This window comes from Allomuricauda sp. CAU 1633 (assembly GCF_017313225.1).
Taxonomy (GTDB): Bacteria; Bacteroidota; Bacteroidia; order Flavobacteriales; family Flavobacteriaceae; genus Flagellimonas.
This window is the reverse complement of the sequence record NZ_JAFLNE010000003.1, coordinates 224,209-247,787: the sequence shown is the minus strand read 5'-3', so window position 1 is coordinate 247,787 and position 23,579 is coordinate 224,209. Positions and strand designations below refer to the sequence as shown.

The 23,579-nt window shown below is 42.6% G+C and carries 17 protein-coding genes and 2 riboswitches; all 17 genes read left to right on the top strand.

From position 1 onward, the window contains the following. Positions 1 to 215 precede the first annotated feature (215 nt). The 17 genes from metK to J0X14_RS10525 all read left to right on the top strand — a co-directional run bounded on the left by metK (position 216) and on the right by J0X14_RS10525 (position 23,561). Positions 216 to 1,469, top strand: a complete 1,254-nt coding sequence (gene metK / locus J0X14_RS10605; RefSeq protein ID WP_207097754.1) for a methionine adenosyltransferase — start codon at positions 216 to 218, stop codon at positions 1,467 to 1,469. Between the two features lie 108 nt (positions 1,470 to 1,577). Next, entirely contained in the window at positions 1,578 to 3,512 is a 1,935-nt protein-coding gene (locus tag J0X14_RS10600; protein WP_207097753.1) for a CocE/NonD family hydrolase, read from the top strand. Between the two features lie 98 nt (positions 3,513 to 3,610). Next, a riboswitch (SAM riboswitch) is annotated at positions 3,611 to 3,718 on the top strand. A gap of 79 nt (positions 3,719 to 3,797) precedes the next feature. Continuing rightward, positions 3,798 to 7,187 (top strand): bifunctional aspartate kinase/homoserine dehydrogenase I, encoded by a 3,390-nt coding sequence (gene thrA, locus J0X14_RS10595; protein ID WP_207097752.1) that lies wholly within the window; start codon positions 3,798 to 3,800, stop codon positions 7,185 to 7,187. Beyond that, positions 7,184 to 8,356, top strand: coding sequence for a trans-sulfuration enzyme family protein (locus J0X14_RS10590; RefSeq protein WP_207097751.1), 1,173 nt, complete (start codon positions 7,184 to 7,186; stop codon positions 8,354 to 8,356). Before thrA ends, J0X14_RS10590 begins: the two co-directional genes overlap by 4 nt. Positions 8,357 to 8,415: 59 nt before the next feature. Beyond that, on the top strand, positions 8,416 to 8,826 hold the full coding sequence (locus J0X14_RS10585; protein ID WP_207097750.1) for an RrF2 family transcriptional regulator: 411 nt from the start codon (positions 8,416 to 8,418) through the stop codon (positions 8,824 to 8,826). A gap of 163 nt (positions 8,827 to 8,989) precedes the next feature. Then, positions 8,990 to 9,613 (top strand): phosphoadenosine phosphosulfate reductase family protein, encoded by a 624-nt coding sequence (locus tag J0X14_RS10580; protein WP_207097749.1) that lies wholly within the window; start codon positions 8,990 to 8,992, stop codon positions 9,611 to 9,613. A gap of 34 nt (positions 9,614 to 9,647) precedes the next feature. Then, on the top strand, positions 9,648 to 11,738 hold the full coding sequence (locus tag J0X14_RS10575; RefSeq protein WP_207097748.1) for a HEPN domain-containing protein: 2,091 nt from the start codon (positions 9,648 to 9,650) through the stop codon (positions 11,736 to 11,738). After that, a complete protein-coding gene (cobA, locus tag J0X14_RS10570; protein WP_207097747.1) occupies positions 11,731 to 12,507 on the top strand; it encodes a uroporphyrinogen-III C-methyltransferase in 777 nt (258 codons plus the stop codon). Before J0X14_RS10575 ends, cobA begins: the two co-directional genes overlap by 8 nt. Before the next feature lie 53 nt (positions 12,508 to 12,560). Then, on the top strand, positions 12,561 to 13,622 hold the full coding sequence (locus J0X14_RS10565) for an NAD(P)/FAD-dependent oxidoreductase (protein ID WP_207097746.1): 1,062 nt from the start codon (positions 12,561 to 12,563) through the stop codon (positions 13,620 to 13,622). Positions 13,623 to 13,709: 87 nt separating this feature from the next. After that, positions 13,710 to 14,627 (top strand): helix-turn-helix domain-containing protein, encoded by a 918-nt coding sequence (locus tag J0X14_RS10560; RefSeq protein ID WP_207097745.1) that lies wholly within the window; start codon positions 13,710 to 13,712, stop codon positions 14,625 to 14,627. Between the two features lie 83 nt (positions 14,628 to 14,710). Then, the gene (locus J0X14_RS10555; protein WP_207097744.1) at positions 14,711 to 15,472 is read left to right on the top strand and encodes an SDR family NAD(P)-dependent oxidoreductase; all 762 of its coding nucleotides are present in this window, start codon (positions 14,711 to 14,713) and stop codon (positions 15,470 to 15,472) included. A gap of 114 nt (positions 15,473 to 15,586) precedes the next feature. Continuing rightward, positions 15,587 to 15,684: riboswitch (SAM riboswitch) on the top strand. A 72-nt stretch (positions 15,685 to 15,756) separates the two neighbouring features. Continuing rightward, entirely contained in the window at positions 15,757 to 16,758 is a 1,002-nt protein-coding gene (locus J0X14_RS10550; RefSeq protein WP_207097743.1) for a homocysteine S-methyltransferase family protein, read from the top strand. 9 nt (positions 16,759 to 16,767) lie between these two features. Then, complete coding sequence (gene metH / locus J0X14_RS10545) at positions 16,768 to 19,488, top strand: methionine synthase (RefSeq protein WP_207097742.1); 2,721 nt, start codon at positions 16,768 to 16,770, stop codon at positions 19,486 to 19,488. A gap of 3 nt (positions 19,489 to 19,491) precedes the next feature. Further along, a complete protein-coding gene (metF, locus tag J0X14_RS10540; RefSeq protein WP_207097741.1) occupies positions 19,492 to 20,445 on the top strand; it encodes a methylenetetrahydrofolate reductase [NAD(P)H] in 954 nt (317 codons plus the stop codon). A 19-nt stretch (positions 20,446 to 20,464) separates the two neighbouring features. Beyond that, a complete protein-coding gene (locus J0X14_RS10535) occupies positions 20,465 to 21,565 on the top strand; it encodes an acyloxyacyl hydrolase (protein WP_207097740.1) in 1,101 nt (366 codons plus the stop codon). Then, the gene (locus tag J0X14_RS10530; protein ID WP_207097739.1) at positions 21,562 to 22,386 is read left to right on the top strand and encodes a head GIN domain-containing protein; all 825 of its coding nucleotides are present in this window, start codon (positions 21,562 to 21,564) and stop codon (positions 22,384 to 22,386) included. Before J0X14_RS10535 ends, J0X14_RS10530 begins: the two co-directional genes overlap by 4 nt. Before the next feature lie 83 nt (positions 22,387 to 22,469). Beyond that, on the top strand, positions 22,470 to 23,561 hold the full coding sequence (locus J0X14_RS10525) for a serine hydrolase domain-containing protein (RefSeq protein WP_207097738.1): 1,092 nt from the start codon (positions 22,470 to 22,472) through the stop codon (positions 23,559 to 23,561). Positions 23,562 to 23,579 lie beyond the last annotated feature (18 nt).

Here is a 23,579-nt window from a genome sequence, read left to right as displayed (position 1 = left end):
CTTTGAAATGGGACTATGGGGATAAGTATAAAACAAAGTTTTAAAATATGTTCCAAATATGTACTTTTGCCCTTCAAAATGAGGACAGATTTGACTGATTGCAACCTCCAAAAATGCTAAAGCAGTTCGTGCCAAACATAATTTGGCATCTCTTCTATAGGGTCTGGAACTTCTTTGCAGGGCTTTGGTCAAAGCAACCTCAATAATTAAGAATAATGGCATATTTGTTTACATCAGAGTCCGTTAGTGAAGGACACCCAGATAAGATTGCGGACCAAATTAGTGATGCTCTTTTAGATAATTTCTTGGCCTTTGACCCCGATAGCAAAGTGGCTTGTGAAACCTTGGTAACCACAGGTCAAGTGGTGCTGGCAGGGGAGGTGAAAAGTCATACCTATGTGGATTTGCAGAGTATTGCCCGGGAGGTGATCAACCAGATTGGCTATACCAAGGGCGAATACAAATTCAGTGGTGATTCTTGCGGGGTGATTTCGTTGATTCACGAGCAATCACAGGACATTAACCAAGGGGTGGATCGTGGCAATAAAGAAGAACAGGGAGCTGGTGACCAAGGGATGATGTTCGGATACGCCACCAAGGAAACTGACAATTATATGCCCTTGGCGCTGGATATTTCGCACAAAATCCTTCAGGTATTGGCTGAATTGCGGAGAGAGGGAGACAAAATCACCTATCTACGTCCCGATGCCAAGGCACAGGTAACTATCGAGTATTCGGATGATAATGTGCCGCAGCGTATCGATACCATTGTGATTTCAACACAGCATGATGAATTTGGTGCAGATGAAGAAATGTTGGCCCAGATTAAAAAGGATATTATAAATATTCTTATTCCCCAAGTGAAAGAATTGTTGCCTGAGAGCATTCAGTTGTTGTTCAACGATAAAATCAAATACCATATCAATCCTACTGGAAAATTTGTGATTGGTGGTCCTCATGGAGATACTGGACTGACCGGACGAAAAATAATCGTGGACACCTACGGAGGTAAAGGTGCTCATGGTGGTGGCGCTTTCAGCGGAAAGGATCCCAGTAAAGTAGACCGAAGTGCCGCCTATGCTGCACGCCATATCGCCAAAAATTTGGTGGCTGCTGGGGTGGCCGATGAAATATTGGTGCAAGTAAGTTATGCCATCGGAGTGGTGGAGCCCACTTCCCTTTTTGTGGAGACCTACGGCTCGGCCAACGTGGGGATGTCCGATGGTGAAATCGCCAAAAAAGCTTCGGAACTTTTTGATATGCGACCTTTTGCCATTGAAGACCGATTAAAGTTGAGAAATCCTATCTACTTGGAAACGGCAGCTTACGGGCATTTGGGAAAGGAACCGCAAACCGTAACAAAAGTTTTTGAATCGCCCTATAATGGAAGAATCCAGAAAGAAGTGGAATTATTCACTTGGGAAAAATTGGATATGGTAGACAAAGTGAAGGAAGCCTTCAGATTATAAATACCTATCAAAACAAACAGAGAATAAGGGAGCTTTTTATGGGCTCCTTTTTTTGTTGGCATACTCCCTCGAACTTTAGTAGTTTTAGAGCATCAAAATTCGAAAAGCATGAAAACTTCAGTCCGCATCCTATTCTTGGGTCTTTGTTTATCATTTGTTGTAATAAGCTGCAAAAAAACAACAAAAACGGAGTCAACGGCAGTTGACACTTATGTAGCCGACCATTATACCAAAGAAGAAGTGGATATAGAAATGCGGGATGGCATAAAATTGCATACCACCATATATTCTCCCAAAGATACCTCAAAAGAGTACCCCATCCTGATGCAGCGAACCCCATACAGTTCGCAACCCTACGGGCCGGGGAATTTTAGAACCCAGATTGGCCCCAATGTGAATTTGATGAAGGAAGGGAATATCATTGTCTACCAAGATGTTCGGGGGCGATGGTTGAGCGAGGGGCATTATGAGAATATGCGAGCCTATATTCCCAATAAGACTTCCAATGACCAAGTGGATGAAAGCTCGGACACTTATGACACTATTGACTGGTTGGTAAATAATGTAGAGAACAACAATGGCAAAGTAGGGGTTTGGGGGATTTCGTATCCGGGGTTTTATGCCACCTATGCCACGGTAGATGCACACCCAGCACTGAAAGCGGCATCGCCCCAAGCTTGTATTGGGGATTTCTTTTTTGATGATTTCCACCATAACGGAGCGTATTTGTTGAGCTATTTTAGAGCTACTGCTCTTTTTGGTACACCCAGGCCCAATGGGGATCAACCCATTGATACAGCATGGTATGTGCTTCCAGAGTTGCCTACGGAGGATCAGTATCAGTTTTTCTTGGACGCAGGACCACTCCAAAATTTGGATTATTTCTACGAATATGAAACCGCGGACACCCCCACTATGCGACCTGAAGGAGTTACCGATGATTTTTTCTGGAACGAGCTCAAAGAACATCCCAATTATGACGAACTATGGCAAAGCCGTGGACTCATTCAGCATTTAAAAGATATAAAGAGCAGTGTGGCCACCATGATTGTGGGAGGATGGTTTGATGCCGAGGATTTATACGGACCCTTGGAAACCTACAAGAATATTGAAAAGCACAATGATGGAAACTACAATACCATGGTTTTTGGTCCTTGGGATCATGGCCGATGGGCCAGTCGTGGGGGACGAAGCTTGGTGGGCAACTACTACTTTGGAGATTCCATTTCCGAGTTTTTCCAAGATAACATTGAGACAAAGTTCTTCAATCATTTTTTAAAAGGTGATGGAGATATGAACTCCGGTTTGCCCGAAGCTTATGTATTTGACACCGGTAAAAAAGAGTGGAAGCAATATGATACATGGCCACCTGCAAATATGGTGAAACAGACCATGTACCTTTCCGAAGACCAAGAACTGACTTCAGAACAAAAAGGAGTCAATGGAATCCAGTTCATCAGTGATATTAAAAAACCGGTGCCCTATTCTGAAGATGTGAAAACCGTTTTCACACCTAGAAAATACATGACGGACGACCAGCGTTTTGCCGCCAGACGTTCCGATGTTTTGGTCTTTGAAACGGATATATTGGATGAGGATTTGACCCTAGCAGGCGATATCATGGCGAAATTAAAAGTAGCTACTACGGGTACCGCCGCAGATTGGATTGTGAAGGTCATCGATGTGCACCCGGCCGATTCCGAGACCAACGAAGAAATGCAAGACCACCTTAGAATGAGCAATTACCACTTAATGGTACGAAGCGAAGTATTGCGTGGTCGATTCAGGAATAGTTTTTCCAACCCAGAACCTTTTACGCCCAATCAAAAAACCGATGTGAACATTAAATTGCAGGATGTCTTTCACACCTTCAAAAAGGGGCATAAATTACAAGTTCAAGTACAGAGTACTTGGTTCCCTTTGATTGATTTGAACCCGCAAACCTATGTGGAAAATATCTTTAAGGCGGATGAATCGGATTTTAAAACCCAGACCCATACCGTATTTACAGATTCCAATATTGAGTTCTCAGTTTTGAGGTAGAGGAAATCACGGGTCTTCTGTGAATTTTTCCAAAAAGATTAGGAATTTCGGTTGTTCCGTCTGTATATTTGTCGCTCAAAGTTCAAACACGTATTGAATAGTTATCAAGAAAGGTGGAGGGAATAGACCCTATGAAGCCTTAGCAACCCTTGACCCCTTGTGTCATGAAGGTGCTACATTCTATCCCATGCGGGAATAGATAACACCATAGGTAGTTTCTACCCACACTTTCTTATAGCCATACAATAATAATATCCTTAACCCTACGGGTTAAAAATTTATAATATGGAATTACGGCATTTGGCCATAGACAAATTTCAAACGATACAGGGGTCTGTACAGAATCTTAAATTATCGTATCAAACTTTTGGGCAACCCCTATATACTGCCCCCATTGTTTTGGTAAACCATGCCCTTACCGGAAACTCCAATGTGGCTGGTGAAGAGGGTTGGTGGTCCGATTTGATAGGGGAGGGCAAGTGTATCAACACCGATACGTACACCATTTTGGCCTTCAACATTCCCGGGAATGGTTACGATGGATTTGTCATTGAGAATTATAAGGATTTTGTGGCCGGAGACGTGGCCCGAATCTTCCTTTTGGGATTGGAACAGTTGAAAATCGACCGACTGTTTGCTATCATTGGTGGTTCTTTGGGCGGTGGAATTGCATGGGAGATGGCTGCGTTCAATCCTGCTATTACCGAACATTTGATTCCAGTGGCCTCCGATTGGAAATCCACTGATTGGTTGATTGCCAACTGCCAGATTCAAGAGCAGTTTTTGGTGAATTCCAAGCAGCCTGTTCACGATGCCCGTATGCACGCGATGTTGTGCTATCGTACCCCGGAATCTTTTAAGGAGCGCTTCAAGCGTAGTACCAATGAGGAACTTCAGGTCTTTAATGTGGAAAGCTGGTTGATGCACCATGGCAAGAAATTGCAGGAGCGCTTTCAATTATCGGCCTATAAATTAATGAACCAACTCTTGAAGACCATCGATATTACCCGAAATGGGGATGAAGCTTTCAAAACACTTCAGGATAGCGATACCAAAATTCATATTGTTGGGGTCAATTCGGATTTGTTCTTTACCGCCGAAGAAAACAAGGAAACCTTTAAGCGGTTGGCCCTGGCGAATACCAATGTCACCTACGGTGAGGTACAGTCCTTGCATGGGCACGATGCTTTTTTGATGGAGTTTGAGCAGTTGGAAAAGCTATTGGAAACTGTTTTTCAGAAAAATGGAAAGCATGAGCGCATCAAGATTCTAAAATTTGGTGGAAAATCCTTGGCCAATGGTGAGGGCATTGAGCGTGTTTTGAAGATTATCAGCAAACGCGCAAACGACAATGAACATTTTGCCGTGGTTGTTTCCGCTCGGGGAAAAGCTACCGACCAATTGGAAAACCTTTTGGAAAAAGCAGCTAAAGGGGAGTCGTTTACTGAAGATTTGAAGGCTTTTTCATTATATCAAGAAAATGATTTTGATGGGGTTGACCTCAAAGAAGAACTTAAAGCAATTGAAAAGATTTTAAGTGGAGTGTCCTTAACGGGCGATTACAGTCTCCGTACCAAAGATGAATTGTTGTCTTTTGGAGAGTTGATTTCAGGGAAAACCGTTACAGCATTGTTGAACCAATTGGGATTAAAAGCACAGTTGGTCGATTCAAGAAGTTTGATTAAAACAGATGATACCCACAACAACGCAGAAGTTGACCATGGCATTTCCAAAGAAAATGTGATTCGTTGTTTTCACGACTTGGATTCGGATACCATTGCTGTGGTTACTGGTTTCATTGGATCTACCAAAGAGGGAATTACCACTACTTTGGGCAGGAACGGAACCAACTATTCCGCGGCGCTTTTGGCCAACTTTTTGGATGCTTCGGAATTGATTAATTACACCCATGTGGATGGCATTTTTACCGCCAATCCAGATTTGGTGCCCGATGCGAAATTGATTGATGTCATCTCCTATGATGAGGCCAATGAGTTGGCCAATTTTGGAGCCAACATCCTTCATGCCAAGACCATCATCCCTCTAATTGAAAAGAATATTCCCTTGCGGATTTGTAATACGTTCAATGATGATAACGAGGGTACATTGATTGGTCCTAAAACCAATAATGGAGGTATTAAATCTTTATCAGTATTGGATAAGATGGCCTTGATCAATTTGGAAGGACGTGGTTTGTTGGGTAAAGTGGGCATTGATGCCCGAATATTTAGGGCTTTGGGGGTAAATGGCATAAGTGTTGGAATCATTTCCCAAGGTTCTTCTGAGCGGGGCATTGGTTTGGTAGTGGATGCTTCCAAGGCGGAAAAAGCCAAAAAAGTGTTGGACCAAGAGTTTGAGACCGACTATTCATCGCACGATATAAATCAGATAACCGTAGTGAAGGATGTTTCGGTAATTTCAATCGTGGGAATGGACCTGAGCAGTTTTCACAAACCATTCAATGCCTTGGTAAAAAATCAAGTGATTCCCTTGCTTTTCAATAACACAGTCACGGGTAAAAATGTGAGCATGGTGGTCAAAAATACGGACTTGCACAAGGCCATCAATGTGATTCACGGACAGATCTTTGGAATCGCAAAGAAAATTAATTTGGCACTATTTGGACATGGTAATGTAGGAGGCACTTTGATTCAACAATTATTGGATTCCAACAAAAGCATTGAAGGCAGAAAAGGCATCGACCTCAAAGTTTTTGCTGTGGCCAATTCCAAAAAAGTGCTTTTGGATGCGAAGGGAATCGGAGCCAACTGGGCAAAGCGATTGGAAAAGGAAGGAAAACCCTATCAGGTAGAAGACATTATAGCTTTCACCAAAACCCATCATTTGGAAAATCTGATTGCGGTGGACAATACGGCTAGCAAAACGTTTGTTGATAATTATGAGCTATTGATAAAGCATGGTTTTGATTTGGTTTCTTCGAACAAGATCGCCAATACCCTCAGCTTTGATACATACAAGTCTATCCGAAAATGTTTGGATAAAAATCAGAAACAATACCTGTACGAAACCAATGTGGGCGCTGGGCTTCCGCTTATTGACACCATTAAGCTTTTACATTTATCGGGAGAAAACATTACCCGAATCAAAGGGGTGTTCTCAGGCTCGTTGAGCTACATTTTCAATACGTTTTCTGAAGTGGATACTTCATTTTCATCTATCATTAAGGAGGCGATGGAAAAAGGATTTACTGAGCCCGATCCTAGGGAAGACCTGTCTGGAAATGATGTGGGCAGAAAATTATTGATTTTGGCCCGTGAACTGGATTTGCAAAACGAGTTTTCGGATATTTCAGTGGAAAATTTGATTCCTGAAGCATTGCGAACACTTTCATTTGAAGATTTCAACTCCCGTATTGGAGAGATGGATGAAATTTACGCGAAAATCAAGAGTGAACAAGTAGCAGGCCATGTGCTGAGATATGTGGGAGACCTTCATGGCGATTTGCAACAGGACAAAGGTATATTGGAGGTTAAATTGATTTCGGTGCCCAAAGAAAGTGCCTTGGGGCAGGTAAAAGGTTCGGATTCCATTATTGAGATCTATACGGAATCCTATGGAGAAAACCCCTTGGTGATCCAAGGTGCTGGAGCAGGAGCTGCAGTAACCGCACGTGGGGTATTCGGTGATATTTTAAGAATAGCAGAAAAGATATGAGAAAGAGTAGCAAGCAGTTTGAAACAGAAGCCATCCGTACGCAAATGGAGCGTACCCAATTTTTGGAGCACTCCAGTCCCATGTACTTGACCTCCAGTTTTGTGTTTGAGGACGCAGAGGATATGAGGGCTTCTTTTGCAGAGGAAAAGGACAGAAATATTTATTCAAGGTATTCCAATCCTAACTCGTCGGAGTTTATAGATAAGGTCTGCAAAATGGAAGGAGCAGAGAATGGTTTCGCTTTTGCTTCGGGAATGGCGGCAGTTTATTCCACTTTGGCGGCATTGTTGGAAAGTGGCGATCACGTGGTGTCCTGCAAAAGTATTTTTGGGTCGACACATACCTTGTTTACCCAGTTTTTTCCAAAATGGAACATTACCACAAGCTATTTCGGAGCGAATGATTTGGATGCTGTTGAGGGCTTGATTACACCTAAGACTAAAATCATTTATGTAGAATCGCCTACCAATCCTGGGGTAGATGTATTGGATTTGGAACGTTTGGGCAACATCGCCAAAAAGCATGGGGTTATTTTTATAATTGATAACTGTTTTGCATCACCCTATTTGCAGCAACCTATTAAGTTCGGTGCTGATTTGGTCATTCATTCCGGAACCAAATTGATGGATGGTCAAGGACGCGTATTGGCTGGAATCACGGTGGGGAGCAATGAGTTGGTGGATAAAGTGTATCGTTTTTCACGTATCACAGGCCCCGCACTTTCCCCTTTTAATGCATGGGTATTGTCCAAAAGTTTGGAAACCTTAGCACTTAGGGTGGATAGACACTGTTCCAATGCTTTGGAATTGGCCACCTATTTGGAAGGTCATGATAAAATTGAATGGGTCAAGTATCCTTTTTTGAAGTCGCACCCCCAGCACGAACTGGCCAAAAAACAGATGAAAGCAGGAGGCTGTGTGGTCGCTTTTGAAGTGAAGGGAGGTCTGGAAGCCGGAAGAAAGTTCTTTGACAACATTGAATTGTTGTCCCTTTCAGCCAATTTGGGGGATGCAAGGAGTATTGTTACACACCCAGCTTCCACCACACACAGTAAACTCAGTAAGGAAGACCGCGAATCCGTGGGAATTACAGATGGAATGGTTCGGGTTTCAGTAGGGTTGGAGCATATTAAGGACATCATAGCAGATATTGAGCAAGCCTTGGAATAGTTGGCGAAGACCTATGATATTTTGAGAGGCGGATTGTTAATTTTCGCTATATTCGTGGGATGCTCTCCAAGAAGACAAAATATGGTCTAAAAGCACTTACCTATCTCGCTTCCGTGGGAACAAAAGAGCCTGTACAAATTGCGGAAATTGCCAAACATGAGAACATTTCCCAAAAGTTTTTGGAAAGTATTTTGCTTACGCTCAGACGAAATGGTTTCCTTGGGTCTAAAAAAGGAAAGGGCGGCGGTTATTACCTGATTAAAGAACCCAATGAAATTCCCATGACAGCCGTGATGCGGGTTTTGGAGGGTCCCATAGCCATGGTTCCCTGCGTAAGCTTGAATTTCTACGAAAAATGTGATGACTGCCCGGATGAAGGCGAATGCTCTGTCCACAAATTAATGCTCCAAGTGCGGGATAGTGCTTTGGATGTGTATCGGAACAATACCTTGGCCGATTTGATTTCCTAAAAAAGTTATTGATTTCAATGCTGATTTTATAACAGATGGCATAGATTTGTTATAATCTACTAAAACTATAGGATAAAAGTAATTTTAAGATTCATTTTGCTTTTTGTTCCAATAATAAGTTCTATTTTTGAAATTCCTACTAAAACGATAGACATTATATAATATGGCGCTAGATATAAATTTGGACTACTATAACAAGCAATTTAGAGGGATACCGCCCGAGGAAATTATCAGTTGGGCATTGCAGTTATCCGAAAAGAGAATAGTCACTACAAGTTTTGGCAAATATTCGGCCGTGCTTCTTAACACATTTAGCACCATAGATCCGGGAATAAATGTGGTTTGGTGTGATACTGGCTATAATTTGCCAGAAACCTATGAGCATGCTTCATACCTCACTTCTTTGCTCAACCTTAACCTTAACACCTATGTTCCAAAGGAAACGAAAGCCTATACTGAGCATCGCTTAGGTTTTCCTTCAGTTGACCAACCCGAGCATGCGGAGTTCTCTGATATTGTGAAGCTGGAACCCTTTAGAAGAGCACTGGCTGAACATACGCCAGATATTTGGTTTTCAAATATTAGAATACGTCAAACAGAATTGAGGACTTCTAAAGATATTTTGAGCTACAGTAAAGATGGTATCCTTAAGATAAGTCCCTTTTACTATTGGACCGATGATGATTTAGATATGTATCTAGAAGAGCATAATCTACCCAAAAACAGCACCTATTTTGACCCAGTCAAAGCCTTGGAAACCAGGGAGTGTGGAATCCATTTACAATAAAATTAACCTATTAAATACATAGGAAAAAGGAAATATGCAGAGTTTTAGAACAGAAATAGAAAATCCCGTTGTTGAAAAAGATATTATTGAACTGGAGAAGAAAATTCGCCAGTTTAAAGGGGGTGAAGTGGATGAGGAAAAGTTCAGGAGTCTTCGTTTGGCCCGTGGGGTTTATGGGCAGCGCCAACCTGGGGTTCAGATGGTTCGGATTAAATTGCCGTATGGTAAAGTGACCTCCAATCAACTCCTACGAATTTCTGATGTTTCTGATGAGTATTCCAGAGGTCGTTTGCACATTACCACACGCCAGGATATTCAGATTCACTACGTGGATTTGGAACGCACACCCGAACTTTGGGCGCAATTGGAAAAAGATGATGTGACCCTTCGGGAAGCCTGCGGAAATACGGTAAGGAATGTTACTGCCAGTGAAACAGCTGGTATTGATGTGAATGAGCCATTCGATGTTTCTCCTTATGCCCACGCCGTTTTTGAATACTTTTTGCGAAACCCCATCGGACAGGAAATGGGAAGAAAGTTTAAGGTCTCCTTCTCGGCAAGTGATGAAGATACCGGACTTTCCTATATGCACGATTTGGGCTTTATCGCCAAGATTCAAAATGGGGAAAGAGGCTTCAAGGTGCTATTGGCCGGTGGATTGGGTTCTCAACCCCGCCATGCGGATGAATTATACAGCTTTTTGCCCACCGATAAAATTGTTCCATTAATGGAAGGTGTCATTCGGGTTTTTGACCGGTACGGCGAACGAAAAAGTCGTGCTAAGGCCCGTATGAAATTCTTGTTGAAGGATATCGGTTTGGATGGGTTCAAACAATTGTTGGAAGAAGAACAAACCGCTGTTCCGCATCAAACCTATCCCATCAACATCGAAAATTACCCGGAAATAAAAGTGGCTGAAGTGGAAACTCCCGAAGTTGCTATTGAAGATAAAGATACTTTTGAACAATGGAAATCCACCAACTTGGTGCCACAAAAACAAGAAGGCTTTGTAGCTATCGGAATTAAAGTGCTTTTGGGTGATTTCTATACCGATAAAGCCAGGGAATTGGCCAAGTTGGTACAGGACTATGCTGCTGGGGAGATTCGTTTGTCCCTCAGACAAAATATATTGATTCCTTTTGTTAAGGAAGAATTAGTGCCATTTTTCTATCAAGAATTGAAGCGATTGGGCTTCGCCGAAGCTGGCTATAACAAGGCCTTGGATATCACTGCATGTCCAGGAACCGATACCTGTAACTTGGGAATTGCCAGTAGTACAGGAATCGCTGATGAGTTGGAACGGGTGATCAAAGCAGAGTATCCACACTACATCAAAAATCCAGATGTGGTCATTAAAATTAGTGGTTGTATGAATGCTTGTGGTCAACATAATATGGCCCATATTGGCTTTCAGGGAATGTCCGTTCGAACCAAGGACAAATTGGTGGCACCTGCCCTTCAAGTATTGCTGGGTGGAGGAAATTTAGGAAACGGAAACGGTGTATTTGCTGATAAAGTGGCTAAAATCCCGAGTAAAAGAGGTCCCCAGGCTTTGCGCTTGATCTTGGACGATTTCGAAGCCAATGGCAATGGAAAATCTTTCACGGACTATTATGCCGAACAAGGACAGCATTATTTTTATGATTTCCTAAAGCCACTTACCGATGTGGATAACCTTACCCCAGAAGATTTTATTGATTGGGGAAATGAGGAAAAATATAAAAAGGAGATTGGAGTGGGTGAATGTGCCGGGGTCATTGTTGATTTGGTGGCCACATTGTTCTTGGAAAGCCAAGAAAAAATTGATAATGCTGAAGAGGCGCTTAATGAAGGAAAGTGGGCGGCCAGTATCTACTATTCCTATCAATCCATTGTCAATTCGGCCAAAGCGTTGTTGACCGCGGAGAAGCAAAAGGTGAATACCCATTCCAGCATCATTAAAGATTTTGATGAACTCTATGTGTCATCTGGAAAAGTATCATTTGAGGGTAGTTTTGAAAGTTTGACCCTTCAGTTGAATAAAAATGCACCATCCGAAACGTTCGCCAAAAGCTATTTGGAAGATGCCAAAAGTGTGTTGGAACAATTGGAGAACTATAGAAAATTGGAGTTGGAACATGCATAACGGAAAATTAACAGTGGTAGGGGCTGGCCCCGGGGATTTGGAGTTGATTACCTTAAAGGGTATCAAGGCCTTGCGTAGTGCCGATGTTGTGCTGTATGATGCTTTGGTAGATCCTGCCCTGTTGGAATATGCATCCAAGGCGGAACAAATTTTTGTGGGCAAACGAAAAGGGTGTTATCGATATCAACAAGAGCAAATCAATGAACTCATTGTGCAAAGAGCTTCCGAAGGGGTACACGTGGTGCGCTTAAAAGGGGGAGACCCGTTTGTTTTTGGTCGTGGTGCTGAAGAAATGGAGTTTGCTGCAAATCATGGTGTAGAAGTAGCTGTGGTTCCAGGAATTTCATCTTCGGTTTCCGTACCTGCTGCACAAAACATTCCTGTAACCAAAAGAGGCGCAGCCGAAAGTTTTTGGGTGATAACCGGTACCACAAAAGACCATAAATTATCCAAGGATGTGGCTTTGGCGGCAAAGTCCAACGCTACGGTGGTCATTCTTATGGGAATGTCAAAATTGGGAGAAATCATGGAGCTCTTCAGAGAAGAGGGAAAACAAGATACACCAGTGGCCATTATTCAGAATGGAACCACAGAGAACGAGAAAGTGGGAATTGGTACTGTTGCTTCTATTGAGCACAAGGCAAAGGAGCAGCAGTTAGCCAATCCTGCCATAATCATTATTGGAGAGGTGGTCAACCACCGTCAACATATATTGGATATTCAAAATGAATATCAAATTAGAGGAAAAAAATTGTTTGAAAAAGTATAAAACCTTGAGTGTCCCCTTGGATGACTTTAGGGGTGTCGATTAAAAGAAAAATTATGATCAAAACAGACATATTAATTATTGGAGCGGGACCAACAGGATTGTTCACCGTTTTTGAAGCAGGATTGTTAAAGTTGAAGTGCCATTTGATTGATGCTTTGGCGCAACCGGGAGGGCAATGCTCCGAAATCTATCCTAAAAAACCCATTTATGATATTCCAGCCTACCCTGAGATTTTGGCTGGGGATTTGGTGGATAAATTAATGGAACAGATAAAACCTTTTGAGCCTGGATTTACTTTGGGTGAACGTGCCGAAACTTTGGAAAAACAAGAAGACGGCTCTTTTATAGTAACCACAACCAAAGGGACTCAGCACCATGCACCAGTGGTGGTCATTGCTGGCGGATTGGGCTCTTTTGAACCCAGAAAGCCCTTGATTGCCAATATTGGACTCTTTGAAAGCAAAGGAGTGGAATATATGATCAAGGACCCAGAGCAGTTCCGGGATAAGAAAGTAGTGATTTCAGGAGGAGGAGATTCTGCCTTGGATTGGGCTATTTTCTTGGCCGATGTAGCTTCTGAAGTTTCATTGGTACACCGAAGAAATGAGTTTAGAGGTGCGTTGGATTCCGTTGAAAAAGCACGGGAATTGGCCAAATTGGGTAAAATTCAGTTGTATACCGAAGCCGAAGTAAAAGAAATTCATGGTAAGGATGAGCTTCACGCAGTGGTGATTGAATACAATGATGAAGAAAAAGAACAAACCTATATAGAGACTGATTTCTTCATTCCTCTTTTTGGACTCTCTCCCAAATTGGGACCAATTGGTAGCTGGGGCTTGGAAATAGAGAAAAATGCCATTAAGGTGAACAATGCCAAGGATTATCAGACCAATATTCCTGGTGTTTTTGCCATTGGCGACGTAAATACCTATCCTGGAAAGTTAAAATTGATTCTTTCCGGGTTCCATGAGGCGGCCGTAATGTGCCAATTTGCCTATCAGATTATCAACCCAGACAAACGATATGTGATGAAGTATACCACCGTTGGTGGAGTGGAAGGGTTTGATGGTTCCAAAAAAGAAGCCAAAAAAGAAGTGGTGCAAAGCATCAATTAGTGTAAAATCATATTTTAATGCGGACACCTTTCCAAAGCAGTTTGGGAAGGTGTTTTTTTATGCTGTATATTTGAATTTTACAACTTTATGCAAAGTCTGTTCACCCTACGCGATTTTTACAGCAAGCTTAGTCTGCCCATTCCTGATAATATTGGAAAGGACGTGGGGCACTTCAATGTTTTTAAGATTGATGAATATCGCACACGGTTAGACAAAGGTGAGATGCGCTACGATCAGCGTTCCTACTTTAAGATCAGTTTGATCAATGGCCAAAACAAGGCAGAGTATGCCGATAAGTCAATTCATATTGAGAACAAGGCATTACTGTTTGCTTCTCCCAAGATTCCCTATCGTTATGTTCCGCTGGATGGAAATCAATCCGGTTATTTCTGTGTATTTACCGATACCTTTTTATCCAAGGACAAAAGCGGGGTGATTCTGGATAACCTGCCCCTGTTTCAACCGGGGGGATATCCCATTTTCAATATTTCAGATGAAGATTACAGGGAGTTGGAACAACTCTTCAAGAAAATAGACCAAGAACTTTCATCGGACTATGCCTATAAATTTGATTTGATCAGAGCATATGTGATTGAACTCTTGCACTTAGGTCAAAAATTAAACCCAGCAGAACCTCTTGATAACAGTAAAAATGCAGCAACCCGAATTACCGATTTGTTTGTGGAGTTGTTAGAACGTCAGTTCCCTGTAAATTCGCCTGCACAACGTTTGGGATTAAAAACGGCCAATGATTTTGCAGAACGTTTGGCGGTACATGCCAATCATTTGAATAAAGTACTCAAAGAAACTACGGGGAGCACCACCACGGCCATTATCCATTCCCGAATTTTTGAAGAAGCCAAGATTCTACTCAATAACACCGATTGGAACATTTCTGAAGTTGCTTTTAGTTTGGGCTTTGAGGAAGTGGCCCACTTTTCCAATTTTTTCAAAAAGCACTCTACCCTTTCGCCCTTAAAATTCCGGAACGAGGTAAACATTTGATTTTTACAAAAAAACGATTGATGCTTGCAACCCTACCCTAGCACACCCAGCTAATTTTGTCGAGTAATCAAAAATCAAATACAATGAACAAAGAAAAAATAGCACTGGTCACCGGAGGTAGCCGCGGACTCGGTGAGGACATGTCCATCAGCCTAGCCAAAAAAGGATTGAATGTTTTACTGACCTATCACAGCAACAAGGAAGAAGCCGATAAAACGGTAAGCGAAATTGAAAAAATCGGTCAAAAAGCCTACGCAATACAATTGGATGTAGCCGATAACCACAGTTTTGATGCCTTTTCAGAAGAGGCGAAGAAAAGTTTAGCTTCCCATTTTGGAGCGGAGAAAATTGATTTCCTAATTAATAATGCGGGAATTGGAATTGATACACCGATTGGTGAGACTACCGAAGAGCAATTGGATACCCTAGTGGACATTCATTTTAAAGGGGTGTATTTTCTCACCCAAACCCTTTTACCCATTCTTGCTGATGGTGGAGGAATTGTGAATATTTCAAGTGGATTGGCTCGTTTTTCATTCCCGGGATATGCCGTATATGGATCTATGAAAGCTGCGGTTGAAGCACTTACCCGATATCAAGCCAAAGAATTGGGAGCGCGAAAAATTAGGGCAAATGTGGTGGCGCCAGGAGCCATTGAAACAGACTTTACTGGCGGCACCAATAAAAATGATGAAGGCAAAAGAGCTGCCATTTCCAGTTTTACTGCCTTGGGCCGCGTAGGTATTCCAAGTGACATTGGTGGCGTGGTAGCTTTCTTGTGTACCGAAGATGCAAAATGGGTCAATGCCCAACGTATTGAAGTCTCAGGAGGTATGCTGGTTTAATCTTTTGTTATATATATTACAAATGGGCCGCTACTATGAAAATTAGCGGCTCTTTTTTTGCTTTTCATTCCCGAGTGCCGTTAATTTGCACCTCAGTTCATTTAAAACTTGAGATGGTTATCAAGAAAGGTGGAGGGACTGGACCCTTTGAAGCCTTAGCAACCCTCGACTTCGAGAAGGTGCTACATTCTACCCGTTGGGAAGGATAACAAAAGAATACGTTCCGACAGTATTTCCCACATTTTCTTGATACCGCATATCCCTTTTTTAAGGGTGATTTTATTATGGAAAAGATTGAAAACATTCTGCAAAAGCGAATCTTGGTCCTTGATGGGGCCATGGGTACTATGTTGCAGCGCTATAAATTTACAGAAGCGGATTTTAGGGGAGACCGATTTAAGGATTGGCCTAGTGACCTACAGGGGAACAACGACCTATTGTCACTGACCCAACCGGAAGCCATTGCTGAGGTTCACCGTAAATATTTTGAAGCCGGGGCCGATATTGTGGAGACCAATACCTTTTCAGGAACAACCATTGCCATGGCCGACTACGGTATGGAAGAATTGGTGTATGAACTGAATTATGAATCCGCCAAAATAGCAAAGCAGGTAGCCGAAGAATTTACAGCGAAGGAACCCAACAAACCCAGATTTGTGGCAGGAAGTATTGGCCCAACCAACAAAACGGCCAGTATGTCACCTGATGTGAATGATCCCGGCTTTAGAGCAGTTTCTTTTGATGAACTTCGAAAGGCATACAAACAACAAGTTGAAGCCCTGCTGGATGGTGGTTCCGATATTTTATTGGTGGAAACCATTTTCGATACCCTCAACGCCAAGGCTGCACTATTTGCTATTGAAGAAGTAAAGGATGAACGCAATATTGAAGTGCCTGTCATGGTCAGTGGTACCATAACCGATGCTTCTGGACGGACTTTGTCTGGCCAAACGGCAGAGGCTTTCTTGATTTCTATATCCCATATCCCAATTTTATCCGTTGGATTCAACTGCGCTTTGGGTGCCAAACAACTGACACCCCACCTAGAAGTGATTTCCGCTAAATCCGGCTTTGCCACTTCGGCGCATCCCAATGCGGGATTGCCCAATGCTTTTGGAGAATACGATGAGACCCCAGAACAGATGGCAACGCAAATCAAGGAATATGTAGAAAAGGGCTTGGTGAACATTGTTGGCGGATGCTGTGGTACCACTCCAGAACACATCAAAGCCATTGCAGATTTGGTAAAGAAATATGAACCTAGGAAACTTTTGACTCTGGCATAGCGTAGCATTATGGTAAAGGAAAATGGAGAGAGATATCTAAAACTAAGTGGTCTCGAGCCCTTGGTCATCACCCCCGAAAGCAATTTCATAAATGTGGGGGAGCGTACCAATGTGGCCGGTTCCAAACGGTTCTTAAGGCTTGTCAAAGAAGAAAAATTTGATGAAGCTTTAGATGTGGCCCGAGATCAAGTGGAAGGTGGAGCCCAGATTATCGATGTGAACATGGATGACGGTTTGATCGATGGAAAAGAAGCCATGGTTCGATTCTTGAACTTAATCGTTTCTGAACCCGATATCGCCCGCGTCCCCATCATGATCGATAGTTCCAAATGGGAAATCATCGAAGCCGGATTGCAAGTGGTTCAAGGTAAATGTGTGGTGAATTCCATCAGTCTTAAAGAAGGAGAAGAGGAATTTATCAAACATGCCAAATTGGTTAAACGGTATGGTGCTGCGGTTATTGTCATGGCTTTTGATGAAGTAGGTCAAGCCGATAATTTGGAACGCCGAATCGAAATTGCGGAGCGGTCTTACGATGTGTTGGTCAACAAGGTGAAATTTCCTCCGGAGGATATCATTTTCGACCTTAATATTTTTCCAGTGGCAACGGGAATGGAAGAACACAGACGCAATGCCGTCGACTTTATAGAAGCCACCCGTTGGGTTCGAGAGAATTTACCCCATTGCAGCGTAAGTGGAGGGGTGAGCAATGTTTCTTTTTCGTTTAGGGGGAACAATCCGGTTCGCGAGGCCATTAATTCGGCCTTTTTGTACCATGCCATCAAGGCTGGGATGAACATCGGAATTGTAAACCCGACCATGTTGGAGGTATATGACGATATCCCCAAAGACTTGTTGGAATATGTGGAGGATGTGCTGTTGGATAGGCGGGATGATGCCACCGAACGCTTATTGGAATTTGCCGAGACCGTTGTTGGGACTACAAAAGAAAGTAAGGTCGATTTATCTTGGAGACAAGAGCCCCTTCAAGATCGAATTACGCGCGCTTTGGTCAAGGGAATAGATCAATATATTATTGAAGATGTTGAAGAAGCCCGCCAACAAGCAGCTAAACCTCTACAAGTAATCGAAGGTAACTTGATGACCGGAATGAATGTGGTCGGCGACCTTTTCGGAAGCGGAAAAATGTTTTTGCCCCAAGTGGTGAAATCTGCAAGGGTAATGAAAAAAGCTGTGGCCTATCTAACGCCCTATATTGAAGCATCAAAAGACAAGAATGCCAAAGCAGCGGGAAAAATTTTGATGGCCACCGTGAAAGGCGATGTGCATGATATTGGTAAAAACATCGTGAGCGTGGTATTGGCCTGCAATAATTATGAAATTGTGGATTTGGGGGTAATGGTTCCTCCAGAAAAAATCATCAACAAGGCCAAGGAAGAACAAGTGGACATTATTGGTCTCAGCGGATTGATTACTCCTTCCTTGGATGAGATGGTGTTTTTGGCCAAGGAAATGGAGCGTCAAAACTTTGAGGTTCCCCTTTTGATTGGAGGTGCAACGACCAGCAAAGCCCATACCGCGGTAAAAATAGATCCAGTGTACAGCAAATCGGTGGTACACGTGAACGATGCCTCAAGAGCTGTAACAGTGGTGGGCGACTTGCTTCAGGATGAAACCTCCATCATGTATAAGAAATCCATCAAACTGGATTATGAGAGTTTTAGGGAAAAGTTCCTAAGTCGTTCCCGAACAAAGGAGTATTTGACCTTGGATGAGGCTCGAGAAAATAAACTAAAAATTGAATGGAATCCTTCGGAAATAAAAAAGCCCAACCAATTGGGCATTCAGGTTTGGGAGGATTTTGATTTGACCAAGCTGGAAGAGTTTATTGATTGGTCGCCGTTTTTTAGAAGCTGGGATTTGCATGGAAAATACCCGGATATTTTGACGGATGAAGTGGTTGGCGAACAGGCCAAGGAACTTTTTAAGGATGCGAAGGAGCTTTTGAAGAAAGTGTTGGATGAAAAATTATTGAAGGCCAAGGCCATTTTTGGGCTGTTTCCAGCAAATTCCATTAATGATGACGATATTGCCCTTGCCCTTCAACCAATAACAATGGACAATGGGTCATTGAGCGGAGTCGAAATGACCAAGGATGTGGTTTTCAGAACACTTCGTCAACAGCTCAAAAAGCGTGAGGGGGTGCCCAATATCGCTTTGGCGGATTTTATTGCACCAAAAGAATCTGGAATTCAGGATTACGTAGGCTGTTTTTGCGTGAGTACAGGATTTGGTACCCAAGAGTTGGCGGCCAAATTTGAGAAAGAGCATGATGATTACAACTCCATCATGATCAAAGCATTGGCCGATCGTTTGGCGGAAGCTTTTGCGGAATACCTCCATAAAGAAGTGCGAACCAAATATTGGGGTTATGCTGTTGATGAGGCTTTGGACAACGAAGCCTTGATTAAAGAGAAATATCAAGGAATTCGTCCAGCACCCGGGTATCCAGCCTGTCCAGATCACTTGGAAAAATTGACCATTTGGGAACTGTTGGGGGTAGAGGAAAAAATCGGAGTAAAGCTGACCGATAGTTTAGCCATGTGGCCTGCCGCCAGTGTTAGTGGGTATTATTTTGCACATCCGCAGGCGAAATATTTTGGATTGGGGAAAATAGAGCAAGATCAAGTAAAGGATTTTGCCAAAAGAAAAGATATAAAACTGGAGAAGGCCCAAAAATGGCTGGCTCCCAACATAGTTGACGAATAGCAAATGAAAGTAACCGACCATATTAAAAAGGCAAAAGGAAAAACGCTTTTTAGTTTTGAGCTCATACCACCGGTAAAGGGGAAGAGTATTCAAGAACTCTATAACAATATTGACCCTTTGATGGAATTTAAACCTCCATTTATTGATGTTACCACCTCAAGGGAGGAGTATGTGTACATTGATAGGGATGGTCTCTTGGATAAAAAACTCACCCGTATGCGACCCGGAACCTTGGGGATTTGTGCATCCATTAAACATAAATACAATGTAGATACAGTGCCCCATGTACTTTGTGGCGGATTCACCAAAGAAGAAACGGAGTATTTGTTGGTGGATTGTCATTATTTGGGAATTGAAAATGTAATGGCGCTTCGCGGTGACGCTATGAAAGAGGAAAAATATTTTGCTCCCACCAAAGGTGGACACCAATACGCGTCACAATTGGTAAAGCAAATCCAAGATATAAATACTGGAAATTATCTGCATGAAGTAATTGAGACCGATGACTGTTCCGATTTTTGCATTGGTGTGGCGGGGTATCCCGAAAAGCACATGGAAGCCCCTTCTTTAAAATCCGATTTAAAACGATTGAAGGAAAAAGTGGAATTGGGTGCGGATTACGTTGTAACACAGATGTTTTTTGACAATAAAAAATTCTTTGCCTTTGTGGAAGCTGCCCGTGAAATGGGTATTGATGTACCTATTATTCCAGGGATTAAGCCCATCGCCGTAAAAAGACACTTGCAGTTGCTCCCCCAAGTGTTTCGGGTGGATATTCCACAGGATTTGGTGGATGCCGTGGAAGCCTGCAAGACCAATAAGGAAGTGCGTCAAGTTGGGGTAGAGTGGTGCATTCAGCAGTCCAAGGAACTCAAGGAAGCGGGAGTACCCGTTTTGCATTATTACTCCATGGGAAAATCAGATAACATTAAGGCGGTTGCCAAGGAAGTGTTTTAAATTCCTACTTTAGTGCCCCATGAGGCCCCTTTTCTGTTTTATTACCTTCTTATGCCTTTGCTTTGGATACGCCCAAGACGAGGATATCCCCAAAAAATATGTGCTGGATGCCAGTCAGTTCTATGGATCCATACTGCTGCATAATCCGGATATTTCCCATTTGATTACTGATCATCCGACAGGATTTATTCTGGGCTTTAACAGAAAACGGTTTGGGTATGAGGATTGGGAATCCGAGTTTGGCTACCCCGACACCGGATTCTCATTTGTATATCAAGACATGAACAATCCCACCCTTGGAAAGAATTTTGGACTTTACGCCCATTACAATTTCTATTTCTTGAAGCGAAACTTACAGTTTCGGATTGGGCAGGGAGTTGCATACAGCACCAATCCATACGACAAACAGGAAAATTTTAGGAACAATGCCTATGGAACCTACCTATTGAGTACCACCATGGTAATGCTCAACTACCATAAGGAAAATTTGTTGGCCGGGTTGGGGTTAAAGGCAGGTATCTCACTCATCCATTACTCCAACGCCAATTTAAAGGCTCCAAATACCTCAACCAATACCATGGCCGTGAATTTTGGACTTACGTACGATTTGGACGGTGGAAAGGCTTATGAATATGTGGAACCGGGTCCCAAGGAAAAAATCACCGAACCCATTCGATATAACCTGGTACTGAGAGGCGGAGTTAATGAGAGCGATGTGATTAACTCAGGCCGTTACGGATTTTGGATTTTATCAACCTATGCCGATAAGCGATTGGGTCGAAAAAGTGCCATTCAATTTGGGGCCGATGTCTTCTTTTCCCATTTTTTAAAGGAGTTGATTCGGTTTCAATCCACTTCCTTTCCAGAAATGGATGTAGACCCTGATACCGATTATAAAAGGGTGGGTCTGTTCATTGGACATGAACTCTTTGTAAACAAATTGAGTGTTGTGACCCAATTGGGATATTATGTGTACTATCCTTTTGATTTTGAAGGAAGGATGTACAACAGAATAGGAATGAAACGGTATTTTGGGGATAAGGTCTTTGGGGCCATCACCCTAAAATCACATGGAGCAAAAGCGGAAGCTGTTGAATTTGGAATAGGGATACGGTTATGAAAGACAGAAAGTACGGCATACGAAGTACAAAGCGTCCCCTTGAGGGGACCTACCCGATGTTCAGGCGGGCTTTAGGGATGTCTTTGATGTTTCTTTTATTCATTCTAACTTCCTGCAATGGCGACAATGTGCCAGACTGCTTCCAAAATGCCGGAGATACGGTTCGGGAAGCGGTAGATGTTTCTGAGTTCAGTAAAATAACCGTTTTTGAGAATCTTAATGTGGTGCTCAAACAGGGCGAGGAGCAAAAAGTGGAGGTTGAAACTGGGGAGTTTCTTCGGAATGATGTTTCCGTGAAAGTCGAGGATAATCGGCTTATCCTAAGAAATGAAAACAGCTGCAATTATGTCCGTGAGTACGGGTTGACAACTATTTATGTCACCTCTCCCAATGTTTCAGAAATACGGAGCAGCACCGGATTGCTAATTTCTAGTGATGGCGTTCTCAATTACCCTAGCTTGACATTGATTTCTGAAAGTTTTAGCAACCCCGAGACAGAGACCACGGATGGCTCTTTTGATTTGGAAGTAAATTCTACCACTATCAGAATTGTTGTAAACGGCATAGCCTATTTTAAAGTGAGCGGTGCCACCACTAATTTTAATGTGACCGTGGCTGCTGGGGATTCCAGAGTAGAAGCTGATAATCTTATTTCCCAAAATGTAACTGTTAACCATAGGGGCTCCAACGATGTTTTTGTTAATCCTCAACAACGCATCAGTGGAGTGATTAGGGGTACGGGAGATGTCATCAGCTTTAATCGTCCACCCGAAGTTGAGGTTGATATACTTTTTAACGGTAGGTTAATTTTCCAGGACTGAACTTTTCTTCGATTTAATTAAAACAGGTTTCGCTTTCCTTTTTTTGGATTTCTCACTATGTTCGGAAGAACAAACCAGCAATATTGAGTCCACTGTTTGCCCATATCAAACAATTATTTTCAAATTCTCCAAGAACAAAACTGGAGGAAGGTCTTCGAGGCTTGGAAAAGGCGGATGCGATTTTTCATAATCTTGTGGCTGAAGGACAAGTCCCCGGAATGGCGGTTACTGTGCTCAAAAAAGGGCAAATCGTGCTTCAAAAAGGATATGGCTATGCCGATGTGGAACGGAAGGTCCCAGTAGATGCAAAACAAACTATATTTCGGATTGCCAGTATTTCCAAATGCATCACAGGATTGACCTTGGGTAAAATGCTGGAAGATGGTATTCTTGATTTGGATAGCTCATTTTATGACTACGTACCTTATTACTCCAAAAAAAAGTATGATTTTACCCTGCGCCAACTAGCAAGTCACACCGCAGGTATTCGGGGGTATCGGGGAAAGGAATACGCACTTGATCAACCGTATTCCATAAAAGATAGTGTTGAGGTGTTTAAAGATTCGCCTTTGGTTTTTGAACCTGGAAAGGGATATCTCTACAACAGTTTTGATTTTGTATTGCTCTCCTTGGCCATGCAAGAAGCCAGTGGAATGCCTTTTGAAGATTATGTGGCCGAAAATGTACTTCAACCTTTGGGGATGGGATATACATTTTCACCTTGTCAGGTCGAGCGCAGTCGAGACCTGTTGCAACAAAAAAAATTAAGATTGGCACAGTTCTATACTAAAACTTCACTCTGCTTCAAAAAAGCGCTTCCCGTAAACAATTCCTACAAATTGGCGGGTGGTGGATTTTTATCGACTAGCAGAGATGTAGCTTTGCTAGGTGAGGCCATATTGGAACAAAAGCTGCTCAAAAAAGAAACCTATGACCAATTGTTGACTTCACAGATGATTAATGGGAAATCGGTTTTTTATGGACTGGGATTTCAAGTGAGCCAAGATGCAAAAGGAAGGTCTTTTGTGGGGCACGTGGGAAACAGTGTTGGAACCTACACCAATTTTTTTGTGTATCCCAAGGAGGAATTGGTCATCTCTATTTTAATCAATTGTACCGACCCAAAAGTGCAGGAAAAATTGGATGGGGCCATTGATGCTTTGTTCCGTTTGTAAAAATTGCCAAAAAAAAGT